Here is a 25788-nt window from a genome sequence, read left to right on the forward strand (position 1 = left end):
CGGGGGGGGGGGGGGGGGGGGGGTGTGGGGGGGGGGTGGGGGGGGGGGGGGCGCGCGGCGGGGGGGCGGGGGGGGGGGGGGGGGCCCCCCCCCCGCCCCCCGGGTCGGCGGGGAAGGGCTAGGAGGCGAGCCTGGGTCGCCTGACGGACACCTCGACGGGGAAGTCGGTTTCGGTCACGCCCTGCTGCGCCATGGGGCTTGCCATGGTGTGTGCGAGGCGTTCGTCCTGCTTCGGGGTGTCGGCGGCAACGGTCACCTCGTGAAGGCGGGCCACTTCGGCGATGACTTTGTAGAGCGCCATGTGAAGTCCCTTCGGGTGGTGCCCGCTCCCGCTGCGGGCGGGAGCGGGCGGCTTCCTGCGGTCGCCGGAAGTCAGGCCTGCGGCGGCAGGGTCAGAGCGATGTCGGCGCTGATGCCCATCGCGACCCCGCGCTCGACGGCGGCGCTGTCGACCAGCGCGGCGACCTCGGGCCGCAGGGTGCGGTACCGGAGGTAGCGCGCGCCGAAGCCGTTGCTGTGCTGGGGGAACCCGTTGGCGGAGAACGCGGCGTCCACGGCCCAGTCGCTCTCCCCGACGAGGCGGGAGACGAACTTGGTGGAGCGCTCGTTGGGGCCGGCGTCGGGCCGGGTGGCGACCTCGACGTGCGCGTACAGGCCGTGGCGCTCGGCGCCGAAGAATCCGGGCTCCCGGCGGATCTCCACGGACACGATCCCGATGTACAGGGTCGTGACGGTCTCGTCGTCGCCAGTGATCGCGACGGGGTGAAGGACGGCGGCGGAACTGGACAAGGTGCTCTCCCTCTCGGAGGCGGATCGAGTGGCCGGGAGGGGCGCCAACCCCTCTCGACAAAAAGAACTATACCACATCTACATGCCACATCGGGGTGTGGTTGTACCCCGCCCGTCGTCGACGGACAGTGCGTCGAGCACCCGGCGCAGTTGGCGCAGCGTCAGGTGGTCGAGGGTGAGGCGGACCTGCTCCATCGTTCCCCGCGTCTCGGCCTTCGCGCTGACCGCCCCGTCGGGGGCCAGGCGGAAATGGACGGCCAGCCCTTCGCGCGGGTCGTCACGGAAGTGCCCATCGGGGTGCGGGAACCGGGCCAGCAGCTCCCGGGCCAGGCCCTCGCGCCCGCCACTGGCGACCGCCCGTGCGTGGATCGCATCCACCGCCCGGCCGAACGCCGCGTCGTAGGCCGGCAGGAAGCGCCGGCGCATGTCCCTGGCCAGATCCTCCAGGGGCCGGCCGAGACTGAACCCGATCGCCGGTCGGGCGTCGTCCTCGAAGTAGCCGGGAATCGCGGGGTAGCGGCCGCGCGCCACGATCCGCAGCGCCGGGCCGCCGCCAGGGTTCCGGCTGCTGAAGCTCAGGAAGAACCCCCGGCCCCGGCCGTCCGCCACGAAGCGGCGGTAGTCCTGATGTCCCTCGTAGGGGTCGGCGGCGATGTGCCACGGCGGGCCGAGCAGCGAAACCAGGTCCTCCACCCGGTCAGCGGGAAATGCAGGCACGGTACTTCCTCCTGTTCGGGCGCGAGGGCTCCGGGTCTCGTGTGCCCCCGCGCGGTCGGTCTGGTCAGAGTGCGGCTGCGTGAACGTGAGCCGTAGCCGCATGTTTCTCGCCCTGGCCGGCCCAGTGCGCGGCGTCGATGGTGTGGCCGATCACCGTCACAGTCCGGACGGCAAGGGCGACGTGGCCCTGGTCGGCCGCGGTCTGGGCCCGATCGGCTACTCCGGTGGCCCGGTCGGCGGCGTCTTCGGCGCGCGCGCCTGCGGCTGCGGACACCTCGGCATGGATGCTGTCCGCATCGTTCGCCTCGGCGGCGGAGGCGGCGCGCGCATCGTTGGCGGCCCGATGGGCGGCATCGGCGTACGAGCGGGCGCGGCCCGCGGTCTGGTGTGGCGTGTCGTTGCTGATCGCGGGGTGGGCCCCGGGCCGCCGCGCTGCGGACGGCCCGGGGCGCAGGTCAGCCACCGGCTGAGGCTGACCCGGGGATGTCAGGGCGCCGGTTCTGCCAAACCGAGCGCCCGACGTGCGGATTCGTACCGGGCGACGGCCAGGCGGCGCACTTTCGCCATCCCCGGGTGGTCGGAGGCGTACTGGTCGGAGGCCTGCGAGTCGTGGTCGACGACGAGCGGCACCTGATCCATGGCGTAGTCCGTGATCACTGCGCCGGTCGGCACGTGGACGATCCGGTAACGGCGCCACTGGGGCCGCTCCGTGAGCGTGCTGTCGTGTTCGCTCGCCATGAAGTCGCCGAGCTCGGCGGTCGCCAACGGTGCCGACGGGGCCGGAGCCCTGTCGCGAGGGTCGATGTGGAAGCTCACCGGGCGCTCCGCAAGTACATCGGGACGCCGGTGCCGGTCTGCTCCACCAGCCCCTCGGCCACCGCCGCACGGTCCAGCAGTTCGGCCAGCTGCGGAAGGACGGCGACGAACGGGACGGCGGGCGGAGCCAGGACTGGACCCTCCAGCGTGCCCCCCATGCCGCGCCCCGACCCGAAGGGGCGCCGAAGATGCGGGAAGCCGTTCGCGCCAAGCACGATGTCCGCGTGCCACTGGATCTCGCCGACCAGGCGGGAGACCTCGAAGCGCATCGGAGGCGACTGTGGCGATTCGGCGAACAGCAGGACGGCGCTCAGCCCCTCCGTGGGGCCAAAGAAGTCCCTCATCTTCCTGTGGGACATGGACTCGACGAGGGCGAAGGCGGCGAACTCGCACTCCTCGGCGGTCAGGATGACGGGCTGCAGCCCGCCAGGGGGCGTGATGGTGCTGGCCACGGGGCCTCCTTGCGGATCGGGATCGAGTGCTGTCGGCGGCGCCAACCGCCGACAGAAAGAAGTATACCACGAATACATGCCATGCTGAGGCGTGGCGGCGCACCTGATCTGATCTCAGACCGCCCGCTCGGCATCCAGCAGGCCGGTACCTTCGCGCTCGCCCCACACCCGCCACCCGGACGCCGCCAATGCCTTGACGCACGCCCGCTCGCCCTCCGCGCCAGCCCACGCCTCCGGCGCCACGGTCACCCGGCCGGCGGCGTCCCCCGGCATCACGCGGAAGCCCGCCGCGAGCACCACATCCCCGAACAGCAGCGCAGGCGACCGGCCGGCGTCCATGAGCACCGCAGCCGCCCCCACCACCGCAGCCTCGTCGCCGTGCCTGCCGTCATGGCCCACGGTCACCGCGCGCTGCGCCCGGGGCCGTCCGCGCGGGTCCAGGAGGACCAGCCCCAGCCCGATCCAGCGGCCCGCGTAGCCGTGGCGCAGGAGCGTCGCCTGGACCTCGAGTTGCTCGGTGCGACCGGGCAGTCGGTCCCCGGGGAAGTGCACCGCGACCGGGCCAACCCGGCGCCACGTCAGCGGGCGAGCGGCGAGGTGACCGTAGCCGGTGTAGTTCAGCGCCTGGGTCACCGTGCGGACGCCCGGGGTACGGACCGGGAAGCGCAGGGGAGTGCGAAGGCCTCGGGCCGGGCGTTGGGTGGCGCAAAGCGGGATGGTGGTCACGGGGGTGGCTCCTGATTCTGCGGGAGTGATGGTTGGGTTGGGGTGGGGGCGCCGCGAGTGGTCGGCGCCCCCGGGGTCAGAACGGCGGATCAAAGGAGAGGGCGCTGTCCAGGTGATCGGTGACGTCCCATGTCCGGTCGCCGTCGCGCACCTCGATGCGGTCGGCGGTCACATCGCCGCTTGCTCGGCCTAGCGTCGCGGTGACGACGACCTGCAAGTCGCGACCGGTCAGATTCCGGATCGTGCCGCAGATCATCCGCGCGACGGTCGGGGCGTCGGCCTGGTCCAGCGGGAGCGAACCGTCATCGCGATGACAGTTGTTGCAGCCGCAGGCCGGCGGGTGGACGGCCGTCTTACGAATCTTCATGGGGTGCTCCCGGCGAAGGGCCAGCCCAGTGCTGGCGACAGAAAGAAGCATACCACATATCAAGCCTGCCTGTCGGTGTGGGAATACGCCCGTCGATCAGGATGCCGCCGGTGCCGCAGCCAACAGGCGGCCCCGCCCGGCCCGCGTCGCATCCTCCGGCCTCCCGAGTCGGTGCGCAGAGATGCTGGTGCGATGGTGGCCACTCGGCGCTGACGCGCCATGTGCGCCTCCCATAGGGCCGCGAAGCCCGGCATGGCCTTCTCCTCGACGACGTCCGGCACAGCCACGAAGAACATCTCCGCCGCCGGGTAGTCGCTTCCCCGCCGCAGCAGCCACACTCGCTCAACCCCGGCCGGCTCCTCGACCTCCACATCCAGCCCCTGCCGGACCGCGGCCCGGTGCAGCATTCCCGACGCCGCCGCGCGTGACCGCGGCAGGCCTACGCGCTCCAGCGACCGCCACACCGTGCCCTTGCGCGTGGCGTCGGTACACCGGGGCGTCCGCTCGGCCGGAGAGCAGCGCTGATTCGCCAGCGCCCGGCAGGCCGCACACCGCACCTCGCGCCCCGCGCCGGCGCACGCCTCGCACCGCGGCCCATGACGGTCCATGCACCATGCGGAGCGACGAGCCGTCAGCAGCCGCCGGACCTTGAACACCGACCACTTCACCGACTCCAGCTGCTCCTCGGCGGCCGCCAGCGCGGCCGTGTTGCCGTCCTCGGCGAGCAGACGCGCGAGCGACGTGCCGGAGTAGAGGGTCGTCAGCGGGTTGAGCGCGTGCGCGGTCCACTCCAGGCAGGCCGCCATGGCCGCCTCCCGCGGCAGGCGGCGAGCGCGCTCCAGGTGGGCGTCACGAGACGCGGCGACCGACGGAAAGGGACATTCCACGCAATACGACTTGGGCCAGTCGACGCCGAAGATCCGCAGCAGCTCGGCCAGGAGGTCGGGGCGCGTCATCTGCCAGGAGATCAGCGGATACCACGGGCGTCGACCGTTCGTGGTGAAGCGGCGGTCCTTCTCAGCGCGCTTCACCTCCCGCTCCCCGGCGTCGTAGCCGAGGATGTGCCGGTAGCCCGGCGCCATGTTCTCTGCGGCCCACCGGTCGATCACCCAGCCCTTGTACTTGATCGAACAGAGGTGCTTGCCGGCGCTGAACAGGGGCAGGGTGCCGGAGGTCCGCAACTCATCGGAGAGCTTCCACGGTCCCGCCGGCTCGACGCGCTGCGGGTGCCGGCTGTCGGAGAGCACCAGGTACCCATCCGAATCCCGGCGTCCGCCCCGTGCCAGCTGGACATAGCGCACTCCGTTCTCGGCCATCAGCGGCAGCAGGAAGCGGTTCGCCAACTCGATCGTGTCCGACCACTCGTCACCCGTCATCGCCGTCACCACGGTCAGGTTGGACAGGTCCGGGCGAAGGCCGTGGCGAATGGGGTCGGTGATCAGCCGCCACAGGATGTAGGCGGAGTCCGCCCCAAGGCCAAGGCTGAGCAGCACCTGGTCCCGCGGCATGGGTGGTGCCGGCCAGTCGGGCGCTGCCGGGCGCAGGTGGGTCGTAGGCAGAACCAGAACGCTGAGAGCGCTGGACATCGTGGGACTCCGGGGTTGGCTGGATCGAGTGAGCCGACCGGGCGCCAACCCGACCGACGGAAAGAAGCATATCACATTTCAATGCCGAGTGGGGCTTGATGCTTGCCGCCTTCCTTCCCCACGGGACGCGCCTTCCCGGGAGCGGCCGCCAATCGGCAGCCCCCAGGAAGTGCGTGCCCACAACGGCTACGTCAGGACCTCCAGGATCATCAGAGCAAGATCGACGGGGCACTCCACCGTCAGCATGCCCCTGGTCGCCCGCGTAGGCCTGGCCCTGTCGGGGACCTGGACCGAGCACGTCACGGGCCCGGTTCCGGGGCCGAGAAGCAGGAGGTCGCCGTCTGGGCGCGGATCGTGCCACAGCTCCGGGAACCGCCTCAGCAGGGTGCTGGCGGCATCCGGCCGGGCGAGCACGGACGGCTCGGCGTCGGCCAGGGGGAAGGCGACTTCGAACGCCCGGACCAGCTTCGGGAAGCGCACTCCATCGGCCTCGACCTGGACTCGGCCGGGGTCGTCGATCCGCACCTCTCCGCGCACGAGGCCCCGCTCCCACGACACCACGTGCCAGCGGTCCCGCACGGCGGCCGCCACGCGGCCGCGCCGGCCCACTTGCTTGGCGAGAGCCTCGGCGACGGCGGCGGCCGTGACCAGTTCGGCGACGGCCTTCCCGCCCGGATCGCCTTCGGATTCGTGCGGCTGGTGCAGGTGGCTGCGCGCGATGGTGGCTGCGACCGCACGGGCGCTGGCGTGCCGGTGGGGCACCGCGGTCTCTAGAGCCTCGCCTGTGCCTGCGAGTGACTTGAGCGTGACACCGTCGGCCGTGACGGTCAGTCGAAGGCTCCGGCGCCGGTCCTGCAGGACGGCCGAGGTGCCCTCGTTGCGTGGTCCGACGCGTGCGCGCCACCGGCCATGACGTTCGGGCAGGAGGGAGCCGGCCTCGTGGGCCAGGCGGTGCAGCGCGGCAGGGTGGTTCTCGTTCACGGTGGGTCTCTCTCTCGAGGTCGGGGGTCTCCCGCGCCGCTGCGTACGTGTGCGCGCGGGCGGATGGCGGCCCGGCGCTGGGCCGGGCCGCCGGAACTTGCTGGGTAGGGCCCCGACTAGATCTCGGTGAAGGCCAGGCGGAAGTTGCACGGGCCGTGGGACCCCGGCGGGTTGGACATCTCCACGCCGGTGACCTCGCCGTCAGGACGGCCCGCCTGGTTCTCCAGGCCCTGGAAGACGAGGCTGCGCAGCGCGAGGAGGTTCACCGCACGCTCCCCGCGAACTGCGCGGCCGCGACGCGGCGGGCCCGGCACGCCTCGGTGTGCTCGCCCTCGGTGCTCTCGTGCGCCTCCTGCCAACTGGCCGCCGAGCCGCTGAGACCCAGGGCGCTCAGCACATCGGCCACGGCGGCAAGCTCGCTGCACTGCATGGATCCCGCGACCTCGTAGGCGAGATCGAGGCTGCTGAACTGCTCCGCGAAGTCGAGCAGGGCCAGCCCCAGCCCCAGCGGCGCCCGCCACCTGGTGCCGTCCATGGTCAGGTGCGACGGGTGGGTCAGCCGCGTGGCCACGACGGTCCTGTTGTCCTGTGCGAGCCGCTGGCCGTAGCCCCACCCGGCCGCCTTGACGGCCTCGATCAGCGCAGCGCTGGCCGTCGCGCGCTGCTCCGGGGACAGGCTGTCGCGGTAGCGCACGACCACCCCGTCGGGGCGCGGCGTGAGGGCGAACGGCTCGTGGATCGGCAGGGCGATCTTGTCGATAAGGGCGGCCGCCTCGATGAGGATGGCGGTACGGAGCTCCATTGGTGTCCTCCTGGGCCAGATCGTGAAATCGAGTGGCCGGGCGGGGCGCCAACCCCTCCCGACAGAAAGAAGCATACCACATATTGCGTCCGCATGCCGTGCTTCCGGCGGGTGCGATGAAGTCGGCCGCCGCCCGCGACGTCAACTCCCCTCTGGGTGCGGGCGTCGGGCCATGGACGCTACCGGTGGCCGGCCAGGCCGTGTTCCGGTTGCGGGTACGGGCCCGCTAGAATCCGGGGTACATCCTGGAGCTCGAAGGTGGACCGCTGTTGCGGACTCTCCCGGTAGGTCTTGGATCGAGTGCGAGCGGTGGGCCGTGCACCTAGTCCAGACTCCCCTCGGGGACCGTCCCTCCTTCGGGAGGGCGGGCGGCCCTCCGCTCGTTGAACCTCCGCTGAACACGCAGGCGCGGCCCGCGTGAGCGGACCGCGCCCGAGTGCGGTCAGGCCGCGAGCGTGACCTCCTCCCCCTCCTTCCCGGCCTCCGCCGTCACCTCGCTGGCCTCCGTGGCCTCGCTGTCGCCCTGGTGGTCGGACACCGCCGCAGCATCGGCCCCGGTCTCCTCGTCCTGCGGCTCGCTGGCCTCTCCCCCGGTGTTCGCCGGGGCGTGCCCGGTCTCCTCCCGCGCCTCGGCCAGCGCCTGCTCCAGCTCCTCCTCAACCTCCGCGTCGCTCTTGCGGGCCGCCTCCTGCCGGGCCTCGTCGGCGGCCTTGATCGTGTCGATCAGCTGCCGTTCACAGTCGGCCAGGGTGTAGCCCTCACCCGCCAGGAACTCCAGCCAAGCGGCCACCTCCCGGCTCGGGTTGCGCCACGCGCCGTCGTGCATGTTCTCGCGCTCGAACGCGGCGGCGACCTTGGCCAGGAGAAGGAACGCCCGGCCGGGCCGCCCGCGCCGGGCGATCACCCTCGCGAACGGCTCCTCGTCCCGGTGGCTCCAACCCTCCTTGGGCGGTTCGACCTTGAGGAGCTTGGCGACCAGCTCCAGGTGACCAGTGCTGCTGAAGAAGCGCGGGAACCAGTAGGTCTCCCCCATGGTCGCCTTCATGATCCACTGCCAGGCGGCGTCGGAGACCTCCTTGGGGTCGTCCTTGCCGGGGTTGATCAGGCGGACCAGGAAGGCGGTTCGCACCTCGCGGGCGGCCCGCCAGTCCTTGTTGCCCTGGATGACCCGCTTGCGCTCGGCCTTGGCGGCCTCCTTGTCCTCGGCCGTCTCGGTCGTGGCCTTGGCGGCCTCCTCCGGGGTGAGGCTGTGGCCGTTGCCGGACCAGTTCCGGCACACGTACACCGCCCGGGGCTTGTCGTTGTCGATGTAGGCGGCGTGGTCCGGGCAGATCTCGGCGTGCGCCTTCGCGGTCATCTTCTTGCCGACCGCGTTGAGCAGGTGCGACAGCGGCCGGACGGGCCCCTCCCATCGCCACTGGGGACGGACCAGGGGGATGCCCGCCGCCTCAAGCTCGGCCGTGATCTGCGCCCGCTTCTCCGCCTCGGCCGCCCGCGCGCGCAGCTTGGCCATCGCCTGCTCCCAGTGGCCGCGCTTCTTGTTGCCCTCGCGCTGGTCGTCCCTCCGCGCCCGGTTGAGCTCCCACAGCGCGTCGCTGACGCTTTCGACCTCGGCGTATTCGGCCTGCTCGACGATGTCCCATCCATCGGTCCCCAGCCTCTCCAGGACCTCGTCGGAGAGCTGGGCCGCGCGGTTGGCGGCGGCGACTTCGGCGGGCTTGTAGCCGAGCCGGCGAGCTTGCTTGGCGCGCTTGGCGTCCGACATGTCCATCAGGGCGAGCTGGGTGAGGCCGTCGGTCACGTCCCGCTTGGACGACTGCTCGCGGTGGGTGTTCTCGATCATGCTGAGGACCAGCGTGTCGTCGTCCACCCCGGCCAGGTCGCGCCGCACCAGGACCGGGATCCGGCGGCGCGGCTGGCCCCGCTTGACGGCCTCGCGGTTCGCGATGAGCTGCGCCTTCCAGCGGCGCTGGCCCTTGTAGATTCCGAGCTTGCCGCTCTCCTGCGGCCGGGCGCCCACCGGGTCCTGGACCCCCAGGTCGCGCACCGATGCCTTGAGCTTCGCGTCCGGCTCGGTGTGGTGCTTCTTGCGGTGGTTGTACTCGTCCAGGACGAGGTCCTCGGGGAAGTGGTACTCCAGCGTGCCGACGTCGTGGGCCAGGCCCTCGTCCTCGGTGGTGGCCTGGTCGGCGGCCTCCTGCGGGTTGATGGTGTCCTGGGCCTCGGGGGTGGCCTCGATCATGGTCGCGGTCATGGTGGTGCTGTCCTTTCGGAGGATCGGGATCGAGTGGCCGGGAGGGGCGCCAACCCCCTCCGACAGAAAAAACTATACCATACTTCGGTGTCGCGCGTGGGTGTCGTGCACTCTTCTTCGAGGCGGGCTGCGGGGGCCGGGGAGGCGGTGTCGGGTCCGGGGCCTGAATGGCACTCCGGCGCGGCCGGCCGCCGCGTTGTGTTGGGGCGGGCGCAGCCGCGCGCCCGGTCTGCGAGCTGCGCGAGCGCGCCGGCCGACACGATCGCGCCCGTGCGTCTACCCGAAGGGGCCGTGCACCGGTATTGGAGCCCGCAGCGAAGGAGCGCGGATGCCGGGGGCGAAGGGCCGCCGGTCCGTGCCAGCCTGGGCGGCTGCGGCGCGGTGCCTGGCTGCCCCTCGCGGGCCGCTGGCGCCTTGGGCGGCTGCTGGGGCCGGCCGGGCGGCGGACGGGGCCCGACGGCTGCCGGGCCCCGAGACGGTGGCGCTTACGCCGCGCTGGATTCGGTGCTGGTGTCCTTGGCGGGGGCGGCCCCATCGCGCTGTGCCAGGTGCGCGGCCATTTCCTCGGGCGTCATGCGCCCGCTGATCTCGCCGTATGGGTAGGCGCGCGTCTTGTCCGTCGTGGCACCGTCCTTGGTGACCACCGGTCCTTCGTTGTCGTCGTGCGGGCCAGTGAGGGACTTCGCGTTCACCCGCAGCACCTCGAACCAGCGGCCCCGTCGCCGCAGGAAGTCGCCCTTGGTGAAGTCGTCCTTGCTCCAGCCCCGGCGCAGCCCCTCGGCCTCGTCCAGGGCGCCGCGCCAGTAGGCCAGCCGCTCGGCGGCCGACTCCTTGCGCGCCGTCAGCTTCGCGTGCTCCTTGGGCTGCTGGTCCGGGTCGACGGCGGCCAGCTCCTCCTCGGTCTTGGCCAGGAGGGCGCCGAACTCCTTGACCAGCCGGGTGGCCATCTCCTCGGCGCTCATGCGCCCGGCGATCTCGTTGTAGGGGAAGGGCCACGTCCAGTCGAGCCGGGCGCGGTCCTTGGTGACGACCGGGCCGTCGTTGTGGATGTGCGGGCCGGTGACGGACTTCTCGTTCACCTGGAGCACCTCGAACCACTCCCCCCGGTACTTCAGGAAGTCGCCCCTGACGAAGTCCTTCGGCCCCCAGACCTTGAACCCGGCCGCCTCGGCGTCCCTGACCACGCCGCGCCAGTACTCCAGCTGCTCGGTGATCTCGGCTCGCCGCGCCTCCAGCTCCTCGCGGTGGTGCGGGTACTTCTCCGGATCCCAGCCGGAGCTGCCCTTGCCCTGCAGATCGCGATCGGTGCGGCGCAGGTCCGCCTCCAGGCCCTCGATCCGGCGCAGCGTGCGGGCCGGGTTCTTGCGGAACTCCTCGAAGTTGGCCGCCGCCTGGGCCCGGTCGGCGTGGTATTCGGCCTTCCCCTGCTCGTCGATGCTGCGCCGCATGCCGGCATCCATGCGCGCGATGGCGCGGCGGTGGCCCTTCTCGCTGTGATGGCCGCGAAGGATCGGCTGTCCGGCGGGAATGGCGTCGGCGATCGCGTGGGAGGCGCGCCAGGCGGCCTCCGAGCGGGAGGCGGCGTTGTCGGCGAGCTCCTCGTGCCGGTCGGCACGCTCCTGGGCGCGGTCGTAGCGCTCCTGCTCGGCCGCGGCGAAGCTGCGCGTCTGGGCGTTGTCGACCTCGACGGTGACGGTGAACCGGCCGGTGGCCTCCAATGCGCGCTTGGCCGCGTTGATGGCCCAGGTGTTCGCCCGGGAGTCGCGCGAGCGCGGGATGGCGATGATGCTGACCGAGCGCATCCACCGGAAGTTCGCCGCCTTGCGGGCGATCTCGTACGCGCCGTCTCCCTTGCTGGAGCCCTCCAGGACGGTTCCCTGGTCCCAGGTGTGGCGGATGGTCAGCTCGGTCTTGGTGGTCTCGGCGTCCATAGGTGTGCCCTCCAAAGGGGGTTGGGATCGAGTGGTCGGGAGGGGCGCCAACCCCTTCCGACAGAAAGAACTATACCACATCTGAATGCCCATGCGGGGTGGGCCGGCCCCTGTGGGGGCCGACCCGCCCCGCCCGGCCTACGGCGTGAGGGTGCGGCTGTCCATGGCGATGCCGAACCCGCCGTCGTCGACGTTCAGTACGAACCAGTTCACGCCGTCCTTGTCGCTGCGGCGGATCCAGTCCAGGAGGGTCGGCGCGCTGCCGTCCGACAGCGGGTAGGTGTCCTGCAGCGGGATCATGTGGACGAAGTCGTCGCCGCCGACGGGCGTCTTCGACAGCAGGCGGTCACGCTCGGGGCCCCAGTTGTGGGCGAACACGTCCGGCAGGTCGGGGAACGGGCGCCCGTTGGACTTGATGAACGTTCCCGCGCTCTTGCACCACGCCAGCGCGGGGGTGGGAGGCGTGCCGTCGTAGACGGCATGGCGGTCGGCGGCGGCGGCGTGCTCGGCATGGAGCCGCACCGAACTGAGGTCGAAATACAGATCGATGGTCTTCTTGGGCATGGTCGTCTCCTCGGGGGATGAGTGCTTGGCGTGCCGGGGGCGCGCGGCCCCTGGGTGGCGCTCAGCGGCGGCGCCCCCCGGGCCGCCGGGTGGTCGCCGTGTGCGCGGTCGGGGAGTGCTCAGAGAATGCGAGCGGGCGTGATCGACTCGCGGCCGACGTGGTCGAGGACCGGAATGCCGTCCTGGCTGCGCAGCGTGTACGCCTGCCGGTTCTCGCTGGCGCACGACGGGCACAGGCACACGTCGGCGAAGTAGAGGGCGCGGTAGTCGGGGAGGTTGCCGTGGTACATCACCAGGGTCTGCGGCCAGATCAGTTCGGCGGCGTCGAGCATGTCGGCGAACGCCATGGCGATGTCCTCCTCGTCCCCCAGGGGGCGGAAGTGGGGCCGCTCCGGCGTCGTGGGGGAGTCGGGCGTCACGTCCTCCCAGCCCTGCGCCCAGTCGTTCGCGGTCAGAATCGCCCCGGGCCAGTCGGTCGACCCCGGCCTGCTGATGAACCCGTAGGCGACCGGCGCCTGGCCCTTGGGGGGAGTGGCGACGTGTTCGCACTGGAAGACGGTCACGTCCTCCGGGCTGCGGGTCGGGCCGCTGAGCGCGTAGGAGCGGGCGGCGGCGAAGAAGTCGTTCGTAGGCACGGGTGCACTCCTGGATGAGTGAGGGGATCGAGTGGCCGGGAGGGGCGCCAACCCCTTCCGACAGAAAGAACTATACCACATTTCAAGGCTGCGTCGGGGCTGTGCTCCGTCCGCACGCAGCATCGGACCTTGCTGGGGCCATGACCGGCCGGCTCGCCCGCGCGGGCCTGATCCAGGCCGAGCGCGACCCGGCCCCGGGGCCCCCGGGGCCGGGCGCGGCCTACAGCCGCGCAAGGGCCCTCTACGGCGCCGACTGCCCGGCCGCGTCGCCCGCCGTGACCCCGGCCAGGAAGCCGAGCGGGGCGGCGGCGCCCTCGACCGTCTCAACGGCCATGACCGCCAAGACGGCCGTCACACCCGGGCGCACCTGACCGCCGCGCGGCCCCGACCGCCGGTCGGCCCACACGGCCGCGGACGCCTGCTGATCGAACCGGTACCGACCGTAGGCGACCGTCCACACCAGGTCGAACACCCACCTGCCCCGATCCGTCGTCCCGCAGATGTTCACCGCGATCGCCGAACCGAACCCGCTCCCGCGCGTTCGACGGGTCATCAACCACCCGTTGCGCGCTGCGCACCGCCACAGCGTGTCCAGCGTCTCGGGAACGGGGAAAGCCGGCTGCCACACCGCCGACTCCGCGACGGGCGCCGGCCAGTGGCGTACCGCCTCCGCCCGGGCGCTGAGGCGCTGCTCCTGGGCGCGCTGCTCGGCCGCCTGCTGCTCGGCACGGGCCTGCGCGGCCGCCTTCTCGCGGTCCGCCACGGCCTGGCGCTCCCGGTGTTCGGTGAGCTGCCGTTCCCGGTCGGCCTGCGTCTGCGCGTCGGTGGCAGGGGTGAGCCGGTCCCCGGGCACGTCCGTCCACCCCTCCCCGGCCAGGGGGCGGACCCGGAACGTGCCCTGCCCGCGGTAGCAGGCGATGCGGGCGACGCTGCGCGGCGCTTGGTCGGCGTCGCCGGGCTCGACCCACACCGGCAGGCCGCGCAGCAGCCGACCCCGGCCGTCGTCGGGCCGTCCCTCGGCGTCCGCCGCGAGGCGGGCGCGCGCATCGGCACCAGCTTCCCGGGCGCACTCCAGCGACTGCCCAGCGTCCAGGGCAGCCTCGAACACCGCGCGGGCGGCCTCGTCGCGCTGCCGCTCGGCCGCCTCGTTGGCCGCGCGCACCGCGTCATGGGCGCGGTTGCGAAGGTCGAGCCCATGGCGCACCAGCATCAGGTGCCGCAGAGCGGCGGCCTCCGGTCCTGCCGCTGTGTCCAGCCACGCCTCCACCACCGGCACGTTCTTGGACATGTCCAGCGACAGCCCCCACTGGCTTCCGCCGAGCAGCGCCCACACCTCGACCGTCAGGCGCTGCACCCGGGCGGCGGTTCGTGCCGCGCCCGGCGCGAACAGCGCCGCGCCCTGCGCGGCGGCCTCGGCCAGCCGGACGGACTCCCGCACCTGGTCCTGGTCGCCCTGCCGGGCGAGGACGGCCGCAGCCGCGATTCCGAGCGTGAACAGCGCCTGATCCTGCTCGGGGTCGTGGCGCAGGGAGGCGTTGACCTCGGCCGCCGTCGCGTGCCCATCACGGCCGTGCCAGACGTCCCACCCCTGGAGGAACGTCATACCCGCCCGGCCGTGGTCCGCCCACCAGGCGGCGAAGTCCCGCTCGGCGCCCGCCACGGTGCGAAGCACCGCCTTCGCGAAGTCGGCCGGCGTGCCGTCGGGGTCGGCCCGCCGCCACCGCGCCTCATCGGCCGCCAGCGCGGCCTCGTCCCGGGCGACGTAGCGCGAGCACACCTCCTCGGCCTCGAGGTCGAGCGCCCCCAGGTCGAGGGCCTGGGCGTCGTCCACACAGGAGGCGGCCAGCAGCCGGGCCCGGCCCGACAGTTCGAACACCCGCCGGGCACCGCCCGCCCGGTAGGCCTCGCGCTCGGCCCTCGCGGCGAGCACACCGACCACGGCCGCCCGCCGCTCCAACCGGCGAACCGTCCGCTCCGCCGCCGTGCGCAGCGGCCCCGCCGGCACGCCCGCCGGTCCGACGCGCGCCACCGCCCGCCGGCCGGAAGCCGCGGCGGTGTGCGCCTGGTGCGCCTGACCCCGGGCCAGAAACGCCCAGTGCTGCGCGTCGCTGCCGTGGCAGGTGCGTCCCGCTGCCTCCGGGGCCGGGTCGACCAGGGACGCGGTAAGGCCGTGCAGGACAGACGAGAGCAGCCGCCACCCGATACGGCGTGTCTCCTCGGTTCCGGAGCGGTGAACGCACGCGCCGCGCCAGCGGGGCCGGCCCGTGTTGTCGGTCTCCCACACGCACCGGACTTCGGTGGGCTCCGAGCCGGTGATGGTCGCGACGCGGCCGGTCAGGAACAGTGCCGTGAGCGGTCCGTGCCTTCCGGGGCCCGACCACGTGCTCACGACCCAGCCGGAGCGTCGGGCCTGGTCGGCGAGCCGGGTCATGACGGGTGCCATGCCGTCCGGGCCGGTCGCGGCCAGCGAACCGGCGGCGAGAGCGGACGGAAGGGCTGTGCAGGTGTCCGTGATGGGAGTGTTCATGCCTCTGTCCTCGGAGTATGGGGATCGAGTGGCGTCCCGGGCCGGTGCCGACCGGCCCGGGACGGGCAAGCGGTGCTCGCCCGGCGCGCGGGCGGGCGGGCGGTTTCTGGGCAGGACGGTCAGCTGACGCCGTTCTCGGCGAGCTGTGCGGCCGTGACCGACGCGTCGTCGATGACGACGAACGCGTCGATGACGCCGGACAGGTGGGTCGCCTCGACCCGTAGTCCTTCCTCGTCCAGGCGGCGGAAGGCGGCCCCGGCCAGGATCGCCTCGGCCGCGCGCCGCAGGCTCCGGCTGACCCCGAAGGGGCCGTATACGGCGGGCTTCTGGTCGTCCGCGCGGGTGCTGAGCACCCAGCGGGCGGACTGCACCCGCTCGTCGTCGCCGAGCCGCAGCAGTCGGCGCGCCTCGCCCAGGGCTGCCTGCCACAGCGGTTCGCGCGCCGCGTCGGGCAGGTCGCGGGCCATCTCGGCGGCCGCGCGCCGACCGGCGGGGTTCAGGTGCACGGTGGTCACAGGCCCGCTGGCCGTCTGCCTGGTGACTCGCTCGGCGAGCTCGCGGCGGACGATCGCCTTTACGGTCGCGGCGTGGCCGTCGACACGGTGGTTCTGGGCGGTGAGGGCGGCGAGCAGGTGCTCGCCCATCGCGGAGGCAAGGGCGCGCGAGGTCGTGGTCACGGAGAATCCCCTTGGTGGGTGTGGAAACTGGATCGAGCGGGACGGGAGGGCGCCAACCCTCACCGACAGAAAGAAGCATACCACAACGAGATCCCGATTGGTGGGTCTGTGCGCCCACGCGGGTACGCCGGAGCCTCAACGGATGCGATGCAGGTGCCGGGGCGGTACCGGACCGCTGAGCCAGACATCGTTGGCGGACAGCCGGAATTCGTGCCCCGCGGCGGAGAGGGCGGCCGCGTCCACCTGCAGCACCACGGGCCGACCGTGCCGCGACCCGACCCGGATCGCCGTGTCGATGTCGGCGGAGAGGTGAACGTCCTGACGTGCCATCGGGCGCAGACCCTCGGACAGGATCGGCTGCAGGGTGTGCTCGGCGGTGCCGTGGAACAGCGCGGCCGGCGGTTCGGCGGCGGGCAGGCCCAGGTCCACCGCGATGGTGTGCCCCTGGCTTGCCCGGATCGATCGTCCGTCCTCGGAGTAGGCGAAGCGGCGCTTGTCGTTTTCGGCAACCACCTGGTCGAGCTCGGCCCGGCTGAGCGGGCGGCCCTGCGCACCGAGCGCGGCCAGCAGCTCGTCGACGGTCACCCAGCCGGCCACATCCAGGGTGAGCCCGGCGCATCCCGGGTCGTGGCGCAGGATCCGGCTGAGCAGCGTCGACGCCTGGACGATCCGGCTGTTGGGCAGCGGGGCCGCCTCCGCCTGGCGCGGGGGCGGGGTGAGAGCCGGGCCCGCCCCCGTCGTGCCGCGCGCGGCGCCGCGGGCAGGCTTGGCCTCTTGGGACTGAGAGGTCGTCGACATGGTTGGGCTCCTGGGTTCTCTCGGGCTGGGTGTCGCCGGCGGGCGGAGGGCTCGGCCCCGGTTGTCCGGGGCCGCCCGGGCTGTGCCGAGGGGCACAGCCCGGGCGCGGGTCGGGTGCGGTCGCGACGGGCGAGGAGGATTCCCCTGCCCCCGTCGCCCGCTGTGACGGCTACAGCGACCGGTGCCGCCCGTCCGTCGTCTCGATGTCGAGCGTGAGGTAGTAGTTCACATGGAAGTAGTCCGTCGTGATGTCGCTGCCGTCGAAGTTGTAGGCGTTGCCGAGCGCCTTGAGCTCGTCGGCCAGGGCCTTGAGCTGCTCCGTCGGCACCTGCCGCTCGAAGCCGTGCACAATCCCGGTCGTCCAAGCCCACTCGGGGGCGGCGTTCTTGATCGTCATCCGGATCGCGCTCCCGCCGGAGAAGTACTCCCTGCGGATCGAGAACTTCACCCCCGCCGGTGCGTCGCCGATCGCGTTGGGCACCTTGACCGTGCCGGGTCCGTCCTCGGCGCTGCGCACGGCCAGCTTCTGCTGCATCTTCACGTCGTTGCGGATCAGTGCCGCGATCTCGGTCGTGCTCAGCCGGCTGTTGTACTTCTCCCCGTAGTGGATCGGAATGCCGACCCACCCGGCCCGCTCGCCGCCGTGCCGCCCGTCGCTCCCATTGCCCTTCGCCTCCTGGGCTGCCCGCACACGGGCCAGTGCCCGCCTGGCCGCGTCTCGCTCTTCGGCGGAGGTGCGGGGGTGGTCGATCAGGGCCTGCAGGTAATCGGCCTTGGACGGGCGGGTCTTCGTGGCGGCCATGGGGAGTCTCCTCTTGCGGATGGTCGGATCGAGTGGCCGGAAGGGGCGCCAACCCCTTCCGACATAAAGAAGCATACCACATCTCAATGCCCCTCGCGGGCATGGGGTTCTACCCGCCGTGCGGCTCCTGGCGGTCCTGGGCCTCGTAGAACTCGATCCGCCACCCCATGATGCTGCGCCACTTCTTGTACGCCGACTCGTGTTCGGACGTCTCGCGGTGGCCGCTGCCGACGAACCATCGGGCGAAGTTGGCCGCCATGCGCTCGGTGTGCCGGGGGCGGGCGAACTCGCGGGCGGCGCGCTCGGCGGCGACCCGTTCGGGGTGAGTACAGGCAGGGCGCGGGCCGTTCAGCGGGCGCTCGATGCCGGCGCCGCACGAGCAGCACCCCGCGACCATCGGCCCCGCCGGGGGCAGGGCAGCGATGTCGAACAGGGCATCGGGCTGCGGGGTTTCGTGGTGTCCTGCGGTACTGCGAGTCATGGACGTCGTCCTTCATGTCGGGTCGGGCTCTGCCTGGGCCGGGCCGTTGTGGGGTGAGCCGGCGGGCACTCTGCCGCGCCGGGGCGGCCGGTCAAAGGGGTGGGAGCACGGTGAGCATCGGCTCGCCGTCGGGGTGCGCGTCACTCGGGCGCTGCCGGCCCGGCGCGGCCGACGTGAGGAGACAGTCCTCGCCCACGAAGTGCCGGCCGACGAACCGTGACGCCCAGACCGTCTGGGGAAGCCGGGAGAGCGCGGCGGCCCGGCGTACCGGCGCCAGCATGGCCTCGGTGAGCTCGTCCACCATCGGCGGCGCGACGTCGGCGGCCCGCCAGTCGCGCGGCTCGTCCACCGTTGCCGCTGCGCACGGATGGACGGGGTTGTTGCGGATGGTCGCTTCGGCCTCGCGCCGTTCCAGCGGCGCGCACACCCCCCGGCCGCCGGGCACGGTACCCGTGGCGAACCACGGCTGGTAGTGGTAGCCCTGCCCGCGGTCCGTCCACACAAGGCGCAGCCGCCCGGAACCGCGCACCGGTTCGCCGGTCAGCTCGACGATGAACTGGGGGCCCAGGTTGGTGAGGCCGGCGGGCTCCCATCCGACCTCGCCATGCCAGCCGTACCGCCTCGCGTGGTTGATCAGGGCCGCAACCGGCCAAGGGGTGCGCGGGCGGGAAGTCGGGGTCATCAGGTCTCCTCCTCGGGTCAGGTTCGGGTGGTCGACGGCGGCCGGGGCGTCCCGGCCGCGCCGCGTCGGGCAGGGCGGGACGCCCGCGGCTTCTGGCGCAGGGCGCTCGATCCGGCGGGTTGCCGCTTCGGTCAGCGCACGCTGCTCACGGCGGGGAAGTGGCCGAGCGTGCAGAGCAGGCCGACGGCCCACTCCGCCGGGACGTCCCGCAGCGTGAGGCTGACGGTGCTGGCGTCGTCGGCCATGTGGACCTCGCACCACACACCGGTTCCGGTCGCGTCGCCGTGCAGGTGGCGCGCGGCATCCAGCGGCCGGGCCGGGTTCGGGGTGGGTGTGACCCCGGGAAGTCGCTTGCTGAGCCGCTCGGCCAGCTGGCGCCGCTGCTCCTGCTCGTGCTCGTCCCGGGCGTTGAACGTGGTGATCGTGGCCAGGACGCGGTGGTAGCGCGGCAGCAGACTGCGCTTGACCTCCCATGACAGGGTGCTCGCGGTGCGGCATGCTGCGACGGTCACCATCGGGTCGTCGTCGGGTCCCATCGGGCGGCGCGTGGCCGGGTAGTGGCCGACGGCCGAGATGCGCCGCCGTCCCCGGTGCTCGTGGGGGAAGACTCGCAGTGCGCGGCCGTCGGGGTGCCGGATGATCCGGCCCGGCGGGTTCGCGCTGTGCTCGCGGTCGACCTGCCAGCCGGGGCCCAGGGTGGCGGCCACGCGGTCGGCGGCCCGCCAGACCTCGGTGACGGTCCGGATGCTGCTCTCGACGGCGGCCAGCAGTTCGGCGAGCTCGCGATTCCACGCGGCCATGTCCCGGACGTCGCCGATCGAGGGGGATTCGTACACGACGATGTTGCGCTGCCACTCCTCGCCGCTGCGATGCACCGCAGTGAGCCCCGAGTACTCGGTCAGCGTCCCGTCCAGCTCGGAGTTCACGTCTGTGATCCAGATCTGGCTGCGGTCGGGAAGGTCGATGTACACCCAATCGAGTGCGCCGTGGCCGTCGGTGTCGTGGTCGATGCCCCGTGCGTTGAGCGCACCGATCAGGGCCTCGCGAAGGCTGTCGTCAGGGCTGTAGGTCGCGGCGTGCACGTGGGACTCCTCGGTGAGAGGGCCGCCCGGCTCGGCGCCGGGCGGGCAGGGGCGGGATCGAGTGGTCGGTGGGGCGCCAACCCCTTCCGACAGAAAGAAGCATACCACAATTGATGCCCGACTGCGTGTGGTGTGGACCGCGGGCCGCACGGGCCGGGTCTCACGGCTCGGCGCCGCTGGCGGCACCCCCGCTGACCCGGCCGCGTGCCCGTGCGATGCACGGCTACCGTCGCCCCGACGATCGGATGCTTCGCCCGGTCGCCTCGGCAGCCCGGGCATCGACCCCCGACCGGATGGCCTGCGTCAGGAGGGGAAGGCAGCTTCCGCCGACGCTCGTGGTGCGGCCGCCGGATTCGCCGGCCCAGCCGTCCGGGGTGATGGTCAGGGTCGCTGCGGGATCCTCGGCGAAGGGGGACATGAGGAGAGGGGGGTCGTGCCTGGGCTTCATCACCCGGACTTCGAGGCCCGGGAAGGCGCCATCCTCCTGGGCGGGCCGCAGGGCACCGGCAAGGCCGTCCAGCGCGACCGCTGCGCCGCCGGCCTCGTCCAGGCCCGCCCACAGGTAGACCGGGAATACCGGTCGCTGTCGGTTTCGCCCGGTGTTCCTCCATGTCAGGCCGGGGTGAACTTCCGCAAGCCACCCGCGCACGGCGCTGTCCAGGCCCTCGGTGCCGCCGGCGAGCTCCGACCAGCGCCGGATCAATCCGGCTGGCCCCTCGGTGGCCAGTGCGGTCCTCAGGTCGGCCTGGGCGATGCGCTCATCGAGATCACGCATATGGCGCGTGAGCCTCGACTCCTCTTCTCGGATACGGGTTCTCTTTGCCTCCGCCGCCCTTCGCTGCTCTCGCAGATCCTCAAGGCCGGCGTCCGGACTGAACGTTGTGGAGCTCACGATGGGTCCCCTTTCGCGGGTGGTCGGATCGAGTCGACGGCCGGGGCGCGGTCGGTACCGCACTCCGGCGGGGCCGCTACGTGCTGGCGGCGGCGAAGGCGTGGACGTGCGCAGTGTGCGCGTGCCGCTCGGCGTCCGCGGCCCATTTGGCGGTGTCGGCGGCGTGGTTGATGACGAGCGCGGTGAGGACGAGCGGCGGTGCGGCGCGGTGGGCGGCGGCGGACTTGGCCCGGTCGGCGCACGACTGGGCTTGTTCGGCAGCGTGCTCGGCCCCGTCGGCCGCGGCGGAGGACATCTTGGCGTGGATGCCGTCCGGGTGGGCCTGATGGGCGGCACGGGAGGCGTTGCGCGCCTCCTCGGCGGCCCGGTGCGCCTGCCTGGCGTACGCGGACGCGCGGGCGGCGGAACGGGCGGCAGGGTGACGGGCGGTGTCCTGGGCGTTGATCACGGGGGGTTCTCCTGATCGGGTCGGGGTTGGGTGTCCGGCGGGGGGGGGGAGCGGCGGCACCGCTGCTCCCCCGCCCCGGCCGGTCTACGGGCGGGAGTCCAGGCGGGCGAACAGTTCGGCGGGGCTGTCGCCGGTAGCGGCAAGCTCGGATCGGCGGGCCCCCTTCCACATCCGCCACCTGTCGCCGGCCATCCCGGGCGACCACGTGAGGACGTAGGACCCGGTGGGGGTGGTGACGTCCCACCATCCCCGGGACGTCGGGGCGGCGGTCACGCCGTCGGGAAGTTGCCCGGTCAGGTCGGGAACGGGCCCGTACATCCGATCGACGTACGAGAGGTAGGCCGGGGTGGGGACGATCGCGACCTTGGACACGTACGGGGCCGGGGTGCGCATGGACGTCGACCACTCGGCGCGCGTCGCCTTCTCGGCGTTGGACATGACGGCCTCGGTCCACTGCGCGCCGGGGGCGTAGTTGAAGCCGTACCGGTAGAGGTGCCATCCGGCGGCGGACAGCAGGCCCGGTGTCATCGCGCCTTCGGAGAGCTCGCCGAGGAATGTCCCGGCCGGGTCGTTCGGCCGACCGGCCGGGCCACGCTCGGTGAGGCGGGCGACGTAGGAGGAGCAGACAGCGCCACCGGCGGTGAACAGGCGCAGTGTCGCGCCTTCCCCGGTGAGGGGGTATCCGATGGTGATGGAGGCGAGGGTGGGGCGGCTGGAGAGTTCGCCACGGCGGGCGCGGTCGATGCGGCCGGCAAGGTTCATGAGGGCTTGCTCCTGTCGGATGGGGTGCGGCGCGGCGGGTGCCGCGCCGCACGATTGCTTGCCGGTTCGGGTCAGCGGGCGGTGCGGCGGGCGCGGGAGATTCGGGCCGTGACGGTCTGCGTGATCTCGGTCGACCGGTCGGTCAACAGGCGGTCGTGGTAGTCCGTCAGGTCGACCGATCCCTTCGGCAGTTCGGGATAGGCCTCGGTGTAGAAGGCGAACCACGCTTCGGCGGCGAGCCGCAACGCCTGCCGGAAGCGGCTGAGCCGGTGCTCGATGCGGCGGCGCTCGGCGTCGGACAGGTCCCGGTCGACGTCGATGAACGACAGCCCCTTGGGCCGGTCCATCGCGGCGACGGTACGGGCAGTGGACCACTGGGCGCGGGCGACGGCGGCCCGCTCAAGGGCGGTCCAGAATCCGCGCTCCGCCTCGGTGAGGGCGCGGCGGGCACCCTCGCGGAGCCATCCGTCGGTGGGCGGGATCGGGGCGAACAGGGACATGGACACGGGGGCCTCCTGGGTGGGTGTCCGTCCGGCTTGGTACCGGGCGGGCCGGGATCGAGTGGCCGGGGAGGGGCGCCAACCCCTCCCGACAGATAGAAGCATACCACATTTCAGGCTCGCGTGGTGGGTTGGCTCGCCCACCACCCCGCCGGGCCGCGCTATGCCGCGGCCGGCTCTGCGTGGCACTCCCCGCCGCTGTAGCGCAGCCACACCGACCCGTCGGGCATCAGGGACGCCCATGGGCGCGCGTCGGTGCGGTACCGCGGCCGGTAGACGACGATGTGCCCGGTCACCGCCTCCACAATCCGCGCCCCCTCCTCGGCGGCCTGGCGCAGCACGGTGGTGGGCCGACGGGATGCGCTCCGCCTGCGGGTCGCCGCCGGGACTCCGGCGGCCTGGGTGGGGCCTTCGCTGCCTGCGCCAGTAGCGACCTGGGGGCGGGACTCGGCCGGATCGCCGGCGGGCTCAACCTGGATCCGCGTCAGCTCGGTCTGGGCTGCGCCCTCGTACTCCCCGTGGCTCTTCACTGTCCCGCTGATCCTCACCCGGGCACCTTGCTTCGCGTGCTCCCTGGCCGACTTCGCCGCGGTGAAGCCCTTCACCGTCACACCCCTGTCTGCCCCGTCGCCCTCGACGATCACCAGCAGCGTCGACCCCCATGCGCTCTCCACCCGCTTGGCGACCGTGACGACCCCGGTCACCTGAACGCTCGCTCCCTCGGCGCCCACGTGCCGGGAGGCGGCGGCCTTGGCCGCGCGGGCGGCGTCGGCGGCCATCGCCGCCCGCGCCTCTTCTTCCTGGCGTGCGGTCAGCTCGCCGCGCACGGCCACGATGGCGGCGAACTCGGCGGCCAGCGACCCCTCGTCGCTGCCCTCCAGCCATGATGCGAGGTCGGGCCGGTCGGCCAGCCATCCGGCCCGTACCGCGTCCGCCTGGGCCTGGGCGGCCTGGCGCTTCACCAGGGCGCGCGCTTGTGCCCGGCGCCGCGCGTTCTCGCCCTGGAGCACCTTCTTCGCCGCTTCGTCCAGGCCCAGCGCGCGGCCGATACGACCGGCCCCGCGGCAGGGGAAGCACTGGCCACCCAGGACCCCCGCGAACTCCGGTCGGAACCCGCTCGCGTCGCGGCAGACCGTACACAGGCGGGCCACCTTCCCGCCCGCCAGGCTCACGAACTCGGTCGTGCGACCCGCCACCGTGACGGCCATGCAGCGCGCCGGACCGGCGGCCTCCCGGCCCACCGGGCGGGCCGGGGCATCGGTGATCGCGACGGCCGTCGCGGGGACCAGATCAACCGTGGTGGTGAAGACCTCCCCGGTTGCCTCTGTGGTCGCCGTCGCGGTGAAGCTGGTAGCCGACATGGGTCAACTCCTCTGGTGCTGCGCCCCAATGGGGTCTCAGGGGATGCTCGGATCGAGTGGTCGGGCGGGGTGCCAACCCCTGCCGACAAAAGAAGGATACCACATTGTGATGCCGATTTGGAGTGTGGGGCTTCCCGGATCGGTGCTCGGCGTCGTTGCGGTCAGTCCTGCCTCCTCGCGCCCTCCATGTCGTCGGCGAGCGCGCGCAGAATGGCGGGCCTCGGCAGGCTGCCGGCCTCCGCCTGGTCGGCCAGGCGGCGAAGCTCGGCGCCGACCGTGGCGAGCATCGCCGCCGGGGCATCCGGCCGCGCGGCGGAGCGCAGGTTGATCCGCACCCGGGAGGTGCGGCCGGCGGGCGCCGGGTCGGCCTGGGGGAGGTTCTTGCGGACGCGTGACGCGGGACGGGGCATGGAAGGCTCCTACTCGGTAGGGGTCGAGGTGTACCCGCCGGGCGGCGGGAACACGGTGATCGAGGGTCACGGCAGGGCGATCGTCAACGACGTTCCCTCGCCACGCACGGTTAGGCCCCGCTTTCGGGCGACGGTGTGAGCGGCGCGGGCGACCCGGTCGCGCACGTGGTGCCAGGGATGCACTCCGGAGCGCTCGGCCTGGGCGCGCAGTACTTCGGTGGCCTGCCACCAGGACAGGCTGACGAAGATGCCGCCGACGTGGACGTCAACGCCGGAACCCTGCGCGCTCCACCGTCGGGCCAACGGCAGTCCGGTGTGGCTCACTGCCACCCGCAGTTCGGCGCCCAGGTCCTCGGCGGCCCGCGTGCGGGCTTCGTTGGCGGCCATGATCTCCCGGGCCTGGGCTCGGCCGATCGGGGTGTAGTGCTCCCGGCTGCCGTTGGGGAACGTCACGGTGACCGACCCGTCGGCGTGCCGCTCGGCGGTGTTCGATGGGTGACCCGCGCGGGCCTCGACGCTTGAGCGGCGGGTTACTCCCTGGTGGCCCTGGTCGAGCGCGAACGCAAACAGGCCGGCCTCGGCCTGAAGGATGCTCATGTCTTGTCCTAAGAAAACTAGGGCGCGGCGCCCGTGGCGCCGCGCAGGGTGGTCACGCGACGGCGGGGGCCTGGCCGAAGCACGCGGTGAGGATCTCGTCGGGCCACTCGGCATCGGCGCAGCGCCAGCAGTCCTCCCAGCCGATTGCGTGCGGGCAGCGCGGAGCGCGGTACGTGACGCGGACGGCGGCCGCGCCGTAGGTGTAGCGCGCGCATCGGATGTCGTCGGCGCGCTGGTGGTAGACGGTGAAGGACCCGTCGACGTTGTTGCCCACGCTGCAAACGGTCACCTCGCGCCAGGGGCCGCCCGGCCTCCGGATGCGATAGCGGTCTCCGATTCCGAGGGTGGACGGGGCCTGCGGGCCAAGGTCGGTGTTCATCTCAGTCTCCTCACTGGTCGGCGGGTTTCGGCGCGGCTGTGGGGCGTCCGGATGCCGAGCCCGGTGCGTGAAACCGGGCGGCACGGCGCAGCCCCCGGCCGCTGCGGAGCCGGCAGCCCGGAGTGCGGCGGCCGCTGTCGCAAGCCGGGGGCGCACCAGACCGGTGCGCCCCCGGGGGAAAAGTCAGCCGACCGGGATCGCCTTGGCGACGCGCAGCCACCGGCTCACGTACTCGGGGGCATCGGAGGGTCGCGTTCCCGGCCAGCGGCCGCCGCTCGCGCCCTCCAGCTGCCAGGTGAGGCTCTCCGGCGCGGCGATCCGCAGCATTCGGGTGCCCGTACGGGTGGCGATGCGGACGGCGGCGACCGGCACGCCGAGCCGGGAGCGGCCGAACCGCGCCGGGATTCCGGCGGCGGTCAGCGCGGCGACGACGTCGCGGGCCCCGCTGTCCTGCCGCTGCGCCGCGCCGTCGGCGACCCAGGTGTGGGCCGGGGAGTCCACGGTGGCCTCGACGACGTGGGGGCCACGCTGGCTGTTGTTGGCGAGCGTGAGCCGGGTTGCGCTGCGCCGGGGGCCGTCGGCCGGGCCGACCTGGACGGTGTCGACAGCGAGGATGCGGGCGGTGCGGACGTAGGGGCCGGGGAAGGTGCTGGTGGCACTGCCGTACGGGTCGGTGGGGCCGGTGTAGGCGGTCGCGGGCACGGGGACTCCAGAGGGTTCGGTGATCGAGTGGCCGGAAGGGGCGCCAACCCCTTCCGACGGAAAGAAGT

Annotated in this window: 32 protein-coding genes; all 32 read right to left on the reverse strand. The window is 72.8% G+C overall.

Annotation, left to right across the window (positions count from 1 at the left end; all coding sequences use genetic code 11):
* Positions 1-118: 118 nt before the first annotated feature.
* Positions 119-301 carry a hypothetical protein gene (locus ACFWXO_RS30855; RefSeq protein ID WP_380527733.1) on the reverse strand — a complete coding sequence of 61 codons (183 nt, stop codon included), beginning with the start codon at positions 299-301 and terminating at the stop codon, positions 119-121.
* 71 nt (positions 302-372) lie between these two features.
* Positions 373-789, reverse strand: a complete 417-nt coding sequence (locus ACFWXO_RS30860; RefSeq protein ID WP_380527735.1) for a hypothetical protein — start codon at positions 787-789, stop codon at positions 373-375.
* Between the two features lie 78 nt (positions 790-867).
* Positions 868-1506 carry a hypothetical protein gene (locus ACFWXO_RS30865; protein ID WP_380527737.1) on the reverse strand — a complete coding sequence of 213 codons (639 nt, stop codon included), beginning with the start codon at positions 1504-1506 and terminating at the stop codon, positions 868-870.
* A 64-nt stretch (positions 1507-1570) separates the two neighbouring features.
* Positions 1571-1969, reverse strand: a complete 399-nt coding sequence (locus ACFWXO_RS30870; protein WP_380527739.1) for a hypothetical protein — start codon at positions 1967-1969, stop codon at positions 1571-1573.
* Positions 1970-1992: 23 nt separating this feature from the next.
* Complete coding sequence (locus ACFWXO_RS30875; RefSeq protein WP_380527740.1) at positions 1993-2322, reverse strand: hypothetical protein; 330 nt, start codon at positions 2320-2322, stop codon at positions 1993-1995.
* Entirely contained in the window at positions 2319-2774 is a 456-nt protein-coding gene (locus ACFWXO_RS30880; protein WP_380527742.1) for a hypothetical protein, read from the reverse strand. Before ACFWXO_RS30880 ends, ACFWXO_RS30875 begins: the two co-directional genes overlap by 4 nt.
* 114 nt (positions 2775-2888) lie before the next feature.
* Positions 2889-3500, reverse strand: a complete 612-nt coding sequence (locus ACFWXO_RS30885; protein ID WP_380527744.1) for a hypothetical protein — start codon at positions 3498-3500, stop codon at positions 2889-2891.
* A gap of 76 nt (positions 3501-3576) precedes the next feature.
* Complete coding sequence (locus ACFWXO_RS30890; RefSeq protein WP_380527747.1) at positions 3577-3867, reverse strand: hypothetical protein; 291 nt, start codon at positions 3865-3867, stop codon at positions 3577-3579.
* Between the two features lie 59 nt (positions 3868-3926).
* Positions 3927-5453, reverse strand: a complete 1527-nt coding sequence (locus ACFWXO_RS30895; RefSeq protein WP_380527749.1) for a hypothetical protein — start codon at positions 5451-5453, stop codon at positions 3927-3929.
* Positions 5454-5639: 186 nt separating this feature from the next.
* On the reverse strand, positions 5640-6434 hold the full coding sequence (locus ACFWXO_RS30900) for a hypothetical protein (protein WP_380527751.1): 795 nt from the start codon (positions 6432-6434) through the stop codon (positions 5640-5642).
* A 116-nt stretch (positions 6435-6550) separates the two neighbouring features.
* Positions 6551-6700, reverse strand: coding sequence for a hypothetical protein (locus ACFWXO_RS30905; protein ID WP_380527753.1), 150 nt, complete (start codon positions 6698-6700; stop codon positions 6551-6553).
* Complete coding sequence (locus tag ACFWXO_RS30910) at positions 6697-7236, reverse strand: hypothetical protein (protein WP_380527754.1); 540 nt, start codon at positions 7234-7236, stop codon at positions 6697-6699. Before ACFWXO_RS30910 ends, ACFWXO_RS30905 begins: the two co-directional genes overlap by 4 nt.
* A gap of 442 nt (positions 7237-7678) precedes the next feature.
* The gene (locus tag ACFWXO_RS30915) at positions 7679-9490 is read right to left on the reverse strand and encodes a ParB/RepB/Spo0J family partition protein (RefSeq protein ID WP_380527755.1); all 1812 of its coding nucleotides are present in this window, start codon (positions 9488-9490) and stop codon (positions 7679-7681) included.
* A 485-nt stretch (positions 9491-9975) separates the two neighbouring features.
* Positions 9976-11421: a DUF3560 domain-containing protein gene (locus ACFWXO_RS30920; protein WP_380527757.1), complete on the reverse strand. Its 1446-nt coding sequence runs from the start codon at positions 11419-11421 to the stop codon at positions 9976-9978.
* Between the two features lie 138 nt (positions 11422-11559).
* Positions 11560-11985 carry a hypothetical protein gene (locus ACFWXO_RS30925; RefSeq protein WP_380527759.1) on the reverse strand — a complete coding sequence of 142 codons (426 nt, stop codon included), beginning with the start codon at positions 11983-11985 and terminating at the stop codon, positions 11560-11562.
* Between the two features lie 119 nt (positions 11986-12104).
* Positions 12105-12620 carry a hypothetical protein gene (locus tag ACFWXO_RS30930; RefSeq protein ID WP_380527762.1) on the reverse strand — a complete coding sequence of 172 codons (516 nt, stop codon included), beginning with the start codon at positions 12618-12620 and terminating at the stop codon, positions 12105-12107.
* Positions 12621-12861: 241 nt separating this feature from the next.
* Complete coding sequence (locus ACFWXO_RS30935) at positions 12862-15147, reverse strand: hypothetical protein (protein WP_380527764.1); 2286 nt, start codon at positions 15145-15147, stop codon at positions 12862-12864.
* Between the two features lie 119 nt (positions 15148-15266).
* On the reverse strand, positions 15267-15824 hold the full coding sequence (locus ACFWXO_RS30940) for a hypothetical protein (protein ID WP_380527766.1): 558 nt from the start codon (positions 15822-15824) through the stop codon (positions 15267-15269).
* Between the two features lie 135 nt (positions 15825-15959).
* Complete coding sequence (locus tag ACFWXO_RS30945; protein ID WP_380527819.1) at positions 15960-16508, reverse strand: RNA 2'-phosphotransferase; 549 nt, start codon at positions 16506-16508, stop codon at positions 15960-15962.
* A gap of 283 nt (positions 16509-16791) precedes the next feature.
* Entirely contained in the window at positions 16792-17424 is a 633-nt protein-coding gene (locus ACFWXO_RS30950) for a hypothetical protein (RefSeq protein WP_380527768.1), read from the reverse strand.
* 109 nt (positions 17425-17533) lie between these two features.
* Positions 17534-17905: a hypothetical protein gene (locus tag ACFWXO_RS30955; RefSeq protein WP_380527770.1), complete on the reverse strand. Its 372-nt coding sequence runs from the start codon at positions 17903-17905 to the stop codon at positions 17534-17536.
* A 91-nt stretch (positions 17906-17996) separates the two neighbouring features.
* On the reverse strand, positions 17997-18587 hold the full coding sequence (locus ACFWXO_RS30960; protein ID WP_380527772.1) for a hypothetical protein: 591 nt from the start codon (positions 18585-18587) through the stop codon (positions 17997-17999).
* Positions 18588-18718: 131 nt separating this feature from the next.
* Positions 18719-19669: a hypothetical protein gene (locus tag ACFWXO_RS30965; protein ID WP_380527775.1), complete on the reverse strand. Its 951-nt coding sequence runs from the start codon at positions 19667-19669 to the stop codon at positions 18719-18721.
* 223 nt (positions 19670-19892) lie between these two features.
* The gene (locus tag ACFWXO_RS30970; protein ID WP_380527777.1) at positions 19893-20444 is read right to left on the reverse strand and encodes a hypothetical protein; all 552 of its coding nucleotides are present in this window, start codon (positions 20442-20444) and stop codon (positions 19893-19895) included.
* Between the two features lie 193 nt (positions 20445-20637).
* Positions 20638-21009: a hypothetical protein gene (locus ACFWXO_RS30975; RefSeq protein ID WP_380527780.1), complete on the reverse strand. Its 372-nt coding sequence runs from the start codon at positions 21007-21009 to the stop codon at positions 20638-20640.
* An 84-nt stretch (positions 21010-21093) separates the two neighbouring features.
* The gene (locus ACFWXO_RS30980) at positions 21094-21771 is read right to left on the reverse strand and encodes a hypothetical protein (RefSeq protein ID WP_380527784.1); all 678 of its coding nucleotides are present in this window, start codon (positions 21769-21771) and stop codon (positions 21094-21096) included.
* A gap of 71 nt (positions 21772-21842) precedes the next feature.
* Positions 21843-22277: a hypothetical protein gene (locus ACFWXO_RS30985; RefSeq protein WP_380527786.1), complete on the reverse strand. Its 435-nt coding sequence runs from the start codon at positions 22275-22277 to the stop codon at positions 21843-21845.
* A gap of 155 nt (positions 22278-22432) precedes the next feature.
* Positions 22433-23632, reverse strand: a complete 1200-nt coding sequence (locus ACFWXO_RS30990) for a hypothetical protein (RefSeq protein ID WP_380527787.1) — start codon at positions 23630-23632, stop codon at positions 22433-22435.
* A 161-nt stretch (positions 23633-23793) separates the two neighbouring features.
* Complete coding sequence (locus tag ACFWXO_RS30995; RefSeq protein ID WP_380527789.1) at positions 23794-24042, reverse strand: hypothetical protein; 249 nt, start codon at positions 24040-24042, stop codon at positions 23794-23796.
* A gap of 66 nt (positions 24043-24108) precedes the next feature.
* Complete coding sequence (locus ACFWXO_RS31000) at positions 24109-24639, reverse strand: T-complex 10 C-terminal domain-containing protein (protein WP_380527791.1); 531 nt, start codon at positions 24637-24639, stop codon at positions 24109-24111.
* 52 nt (positions 24640-24691) lie between these two features.
* Positions 24692-25018, reverse strand: coding sequence for a hypothetical protein (locus tag ACFWXO_RS31005; protein WP_380527793.1), 327 nt, complete (start codon positions 25016-25018; stop codon positions 24692-24694).
* A gap of 183 nt (positions 25019-25201) precedes the next feature.
* Positions 25202-25720, reverse strand: coding sequence for a hypothetical protein (locus tag ACFWXO_RS31010; protein ID WP_380527795.1), 519 nt, complete (start codon positions 25718-25720; stop codon positions 25202-25204).
* Between the last annotated feature and the right edge of the window lie 68 nt (positions 25721-25788).

Source organism: Kitasatospora sp. NPDC059088 (genome assembly GCF_042738155.1).
In the GTDB taxonomy this organism is placed as follows: domain Bacteria; phylum Actinomycetota; class Actinomycetes; order Streptomycetales; family Streptomycetaceae; genus Kitasatospora.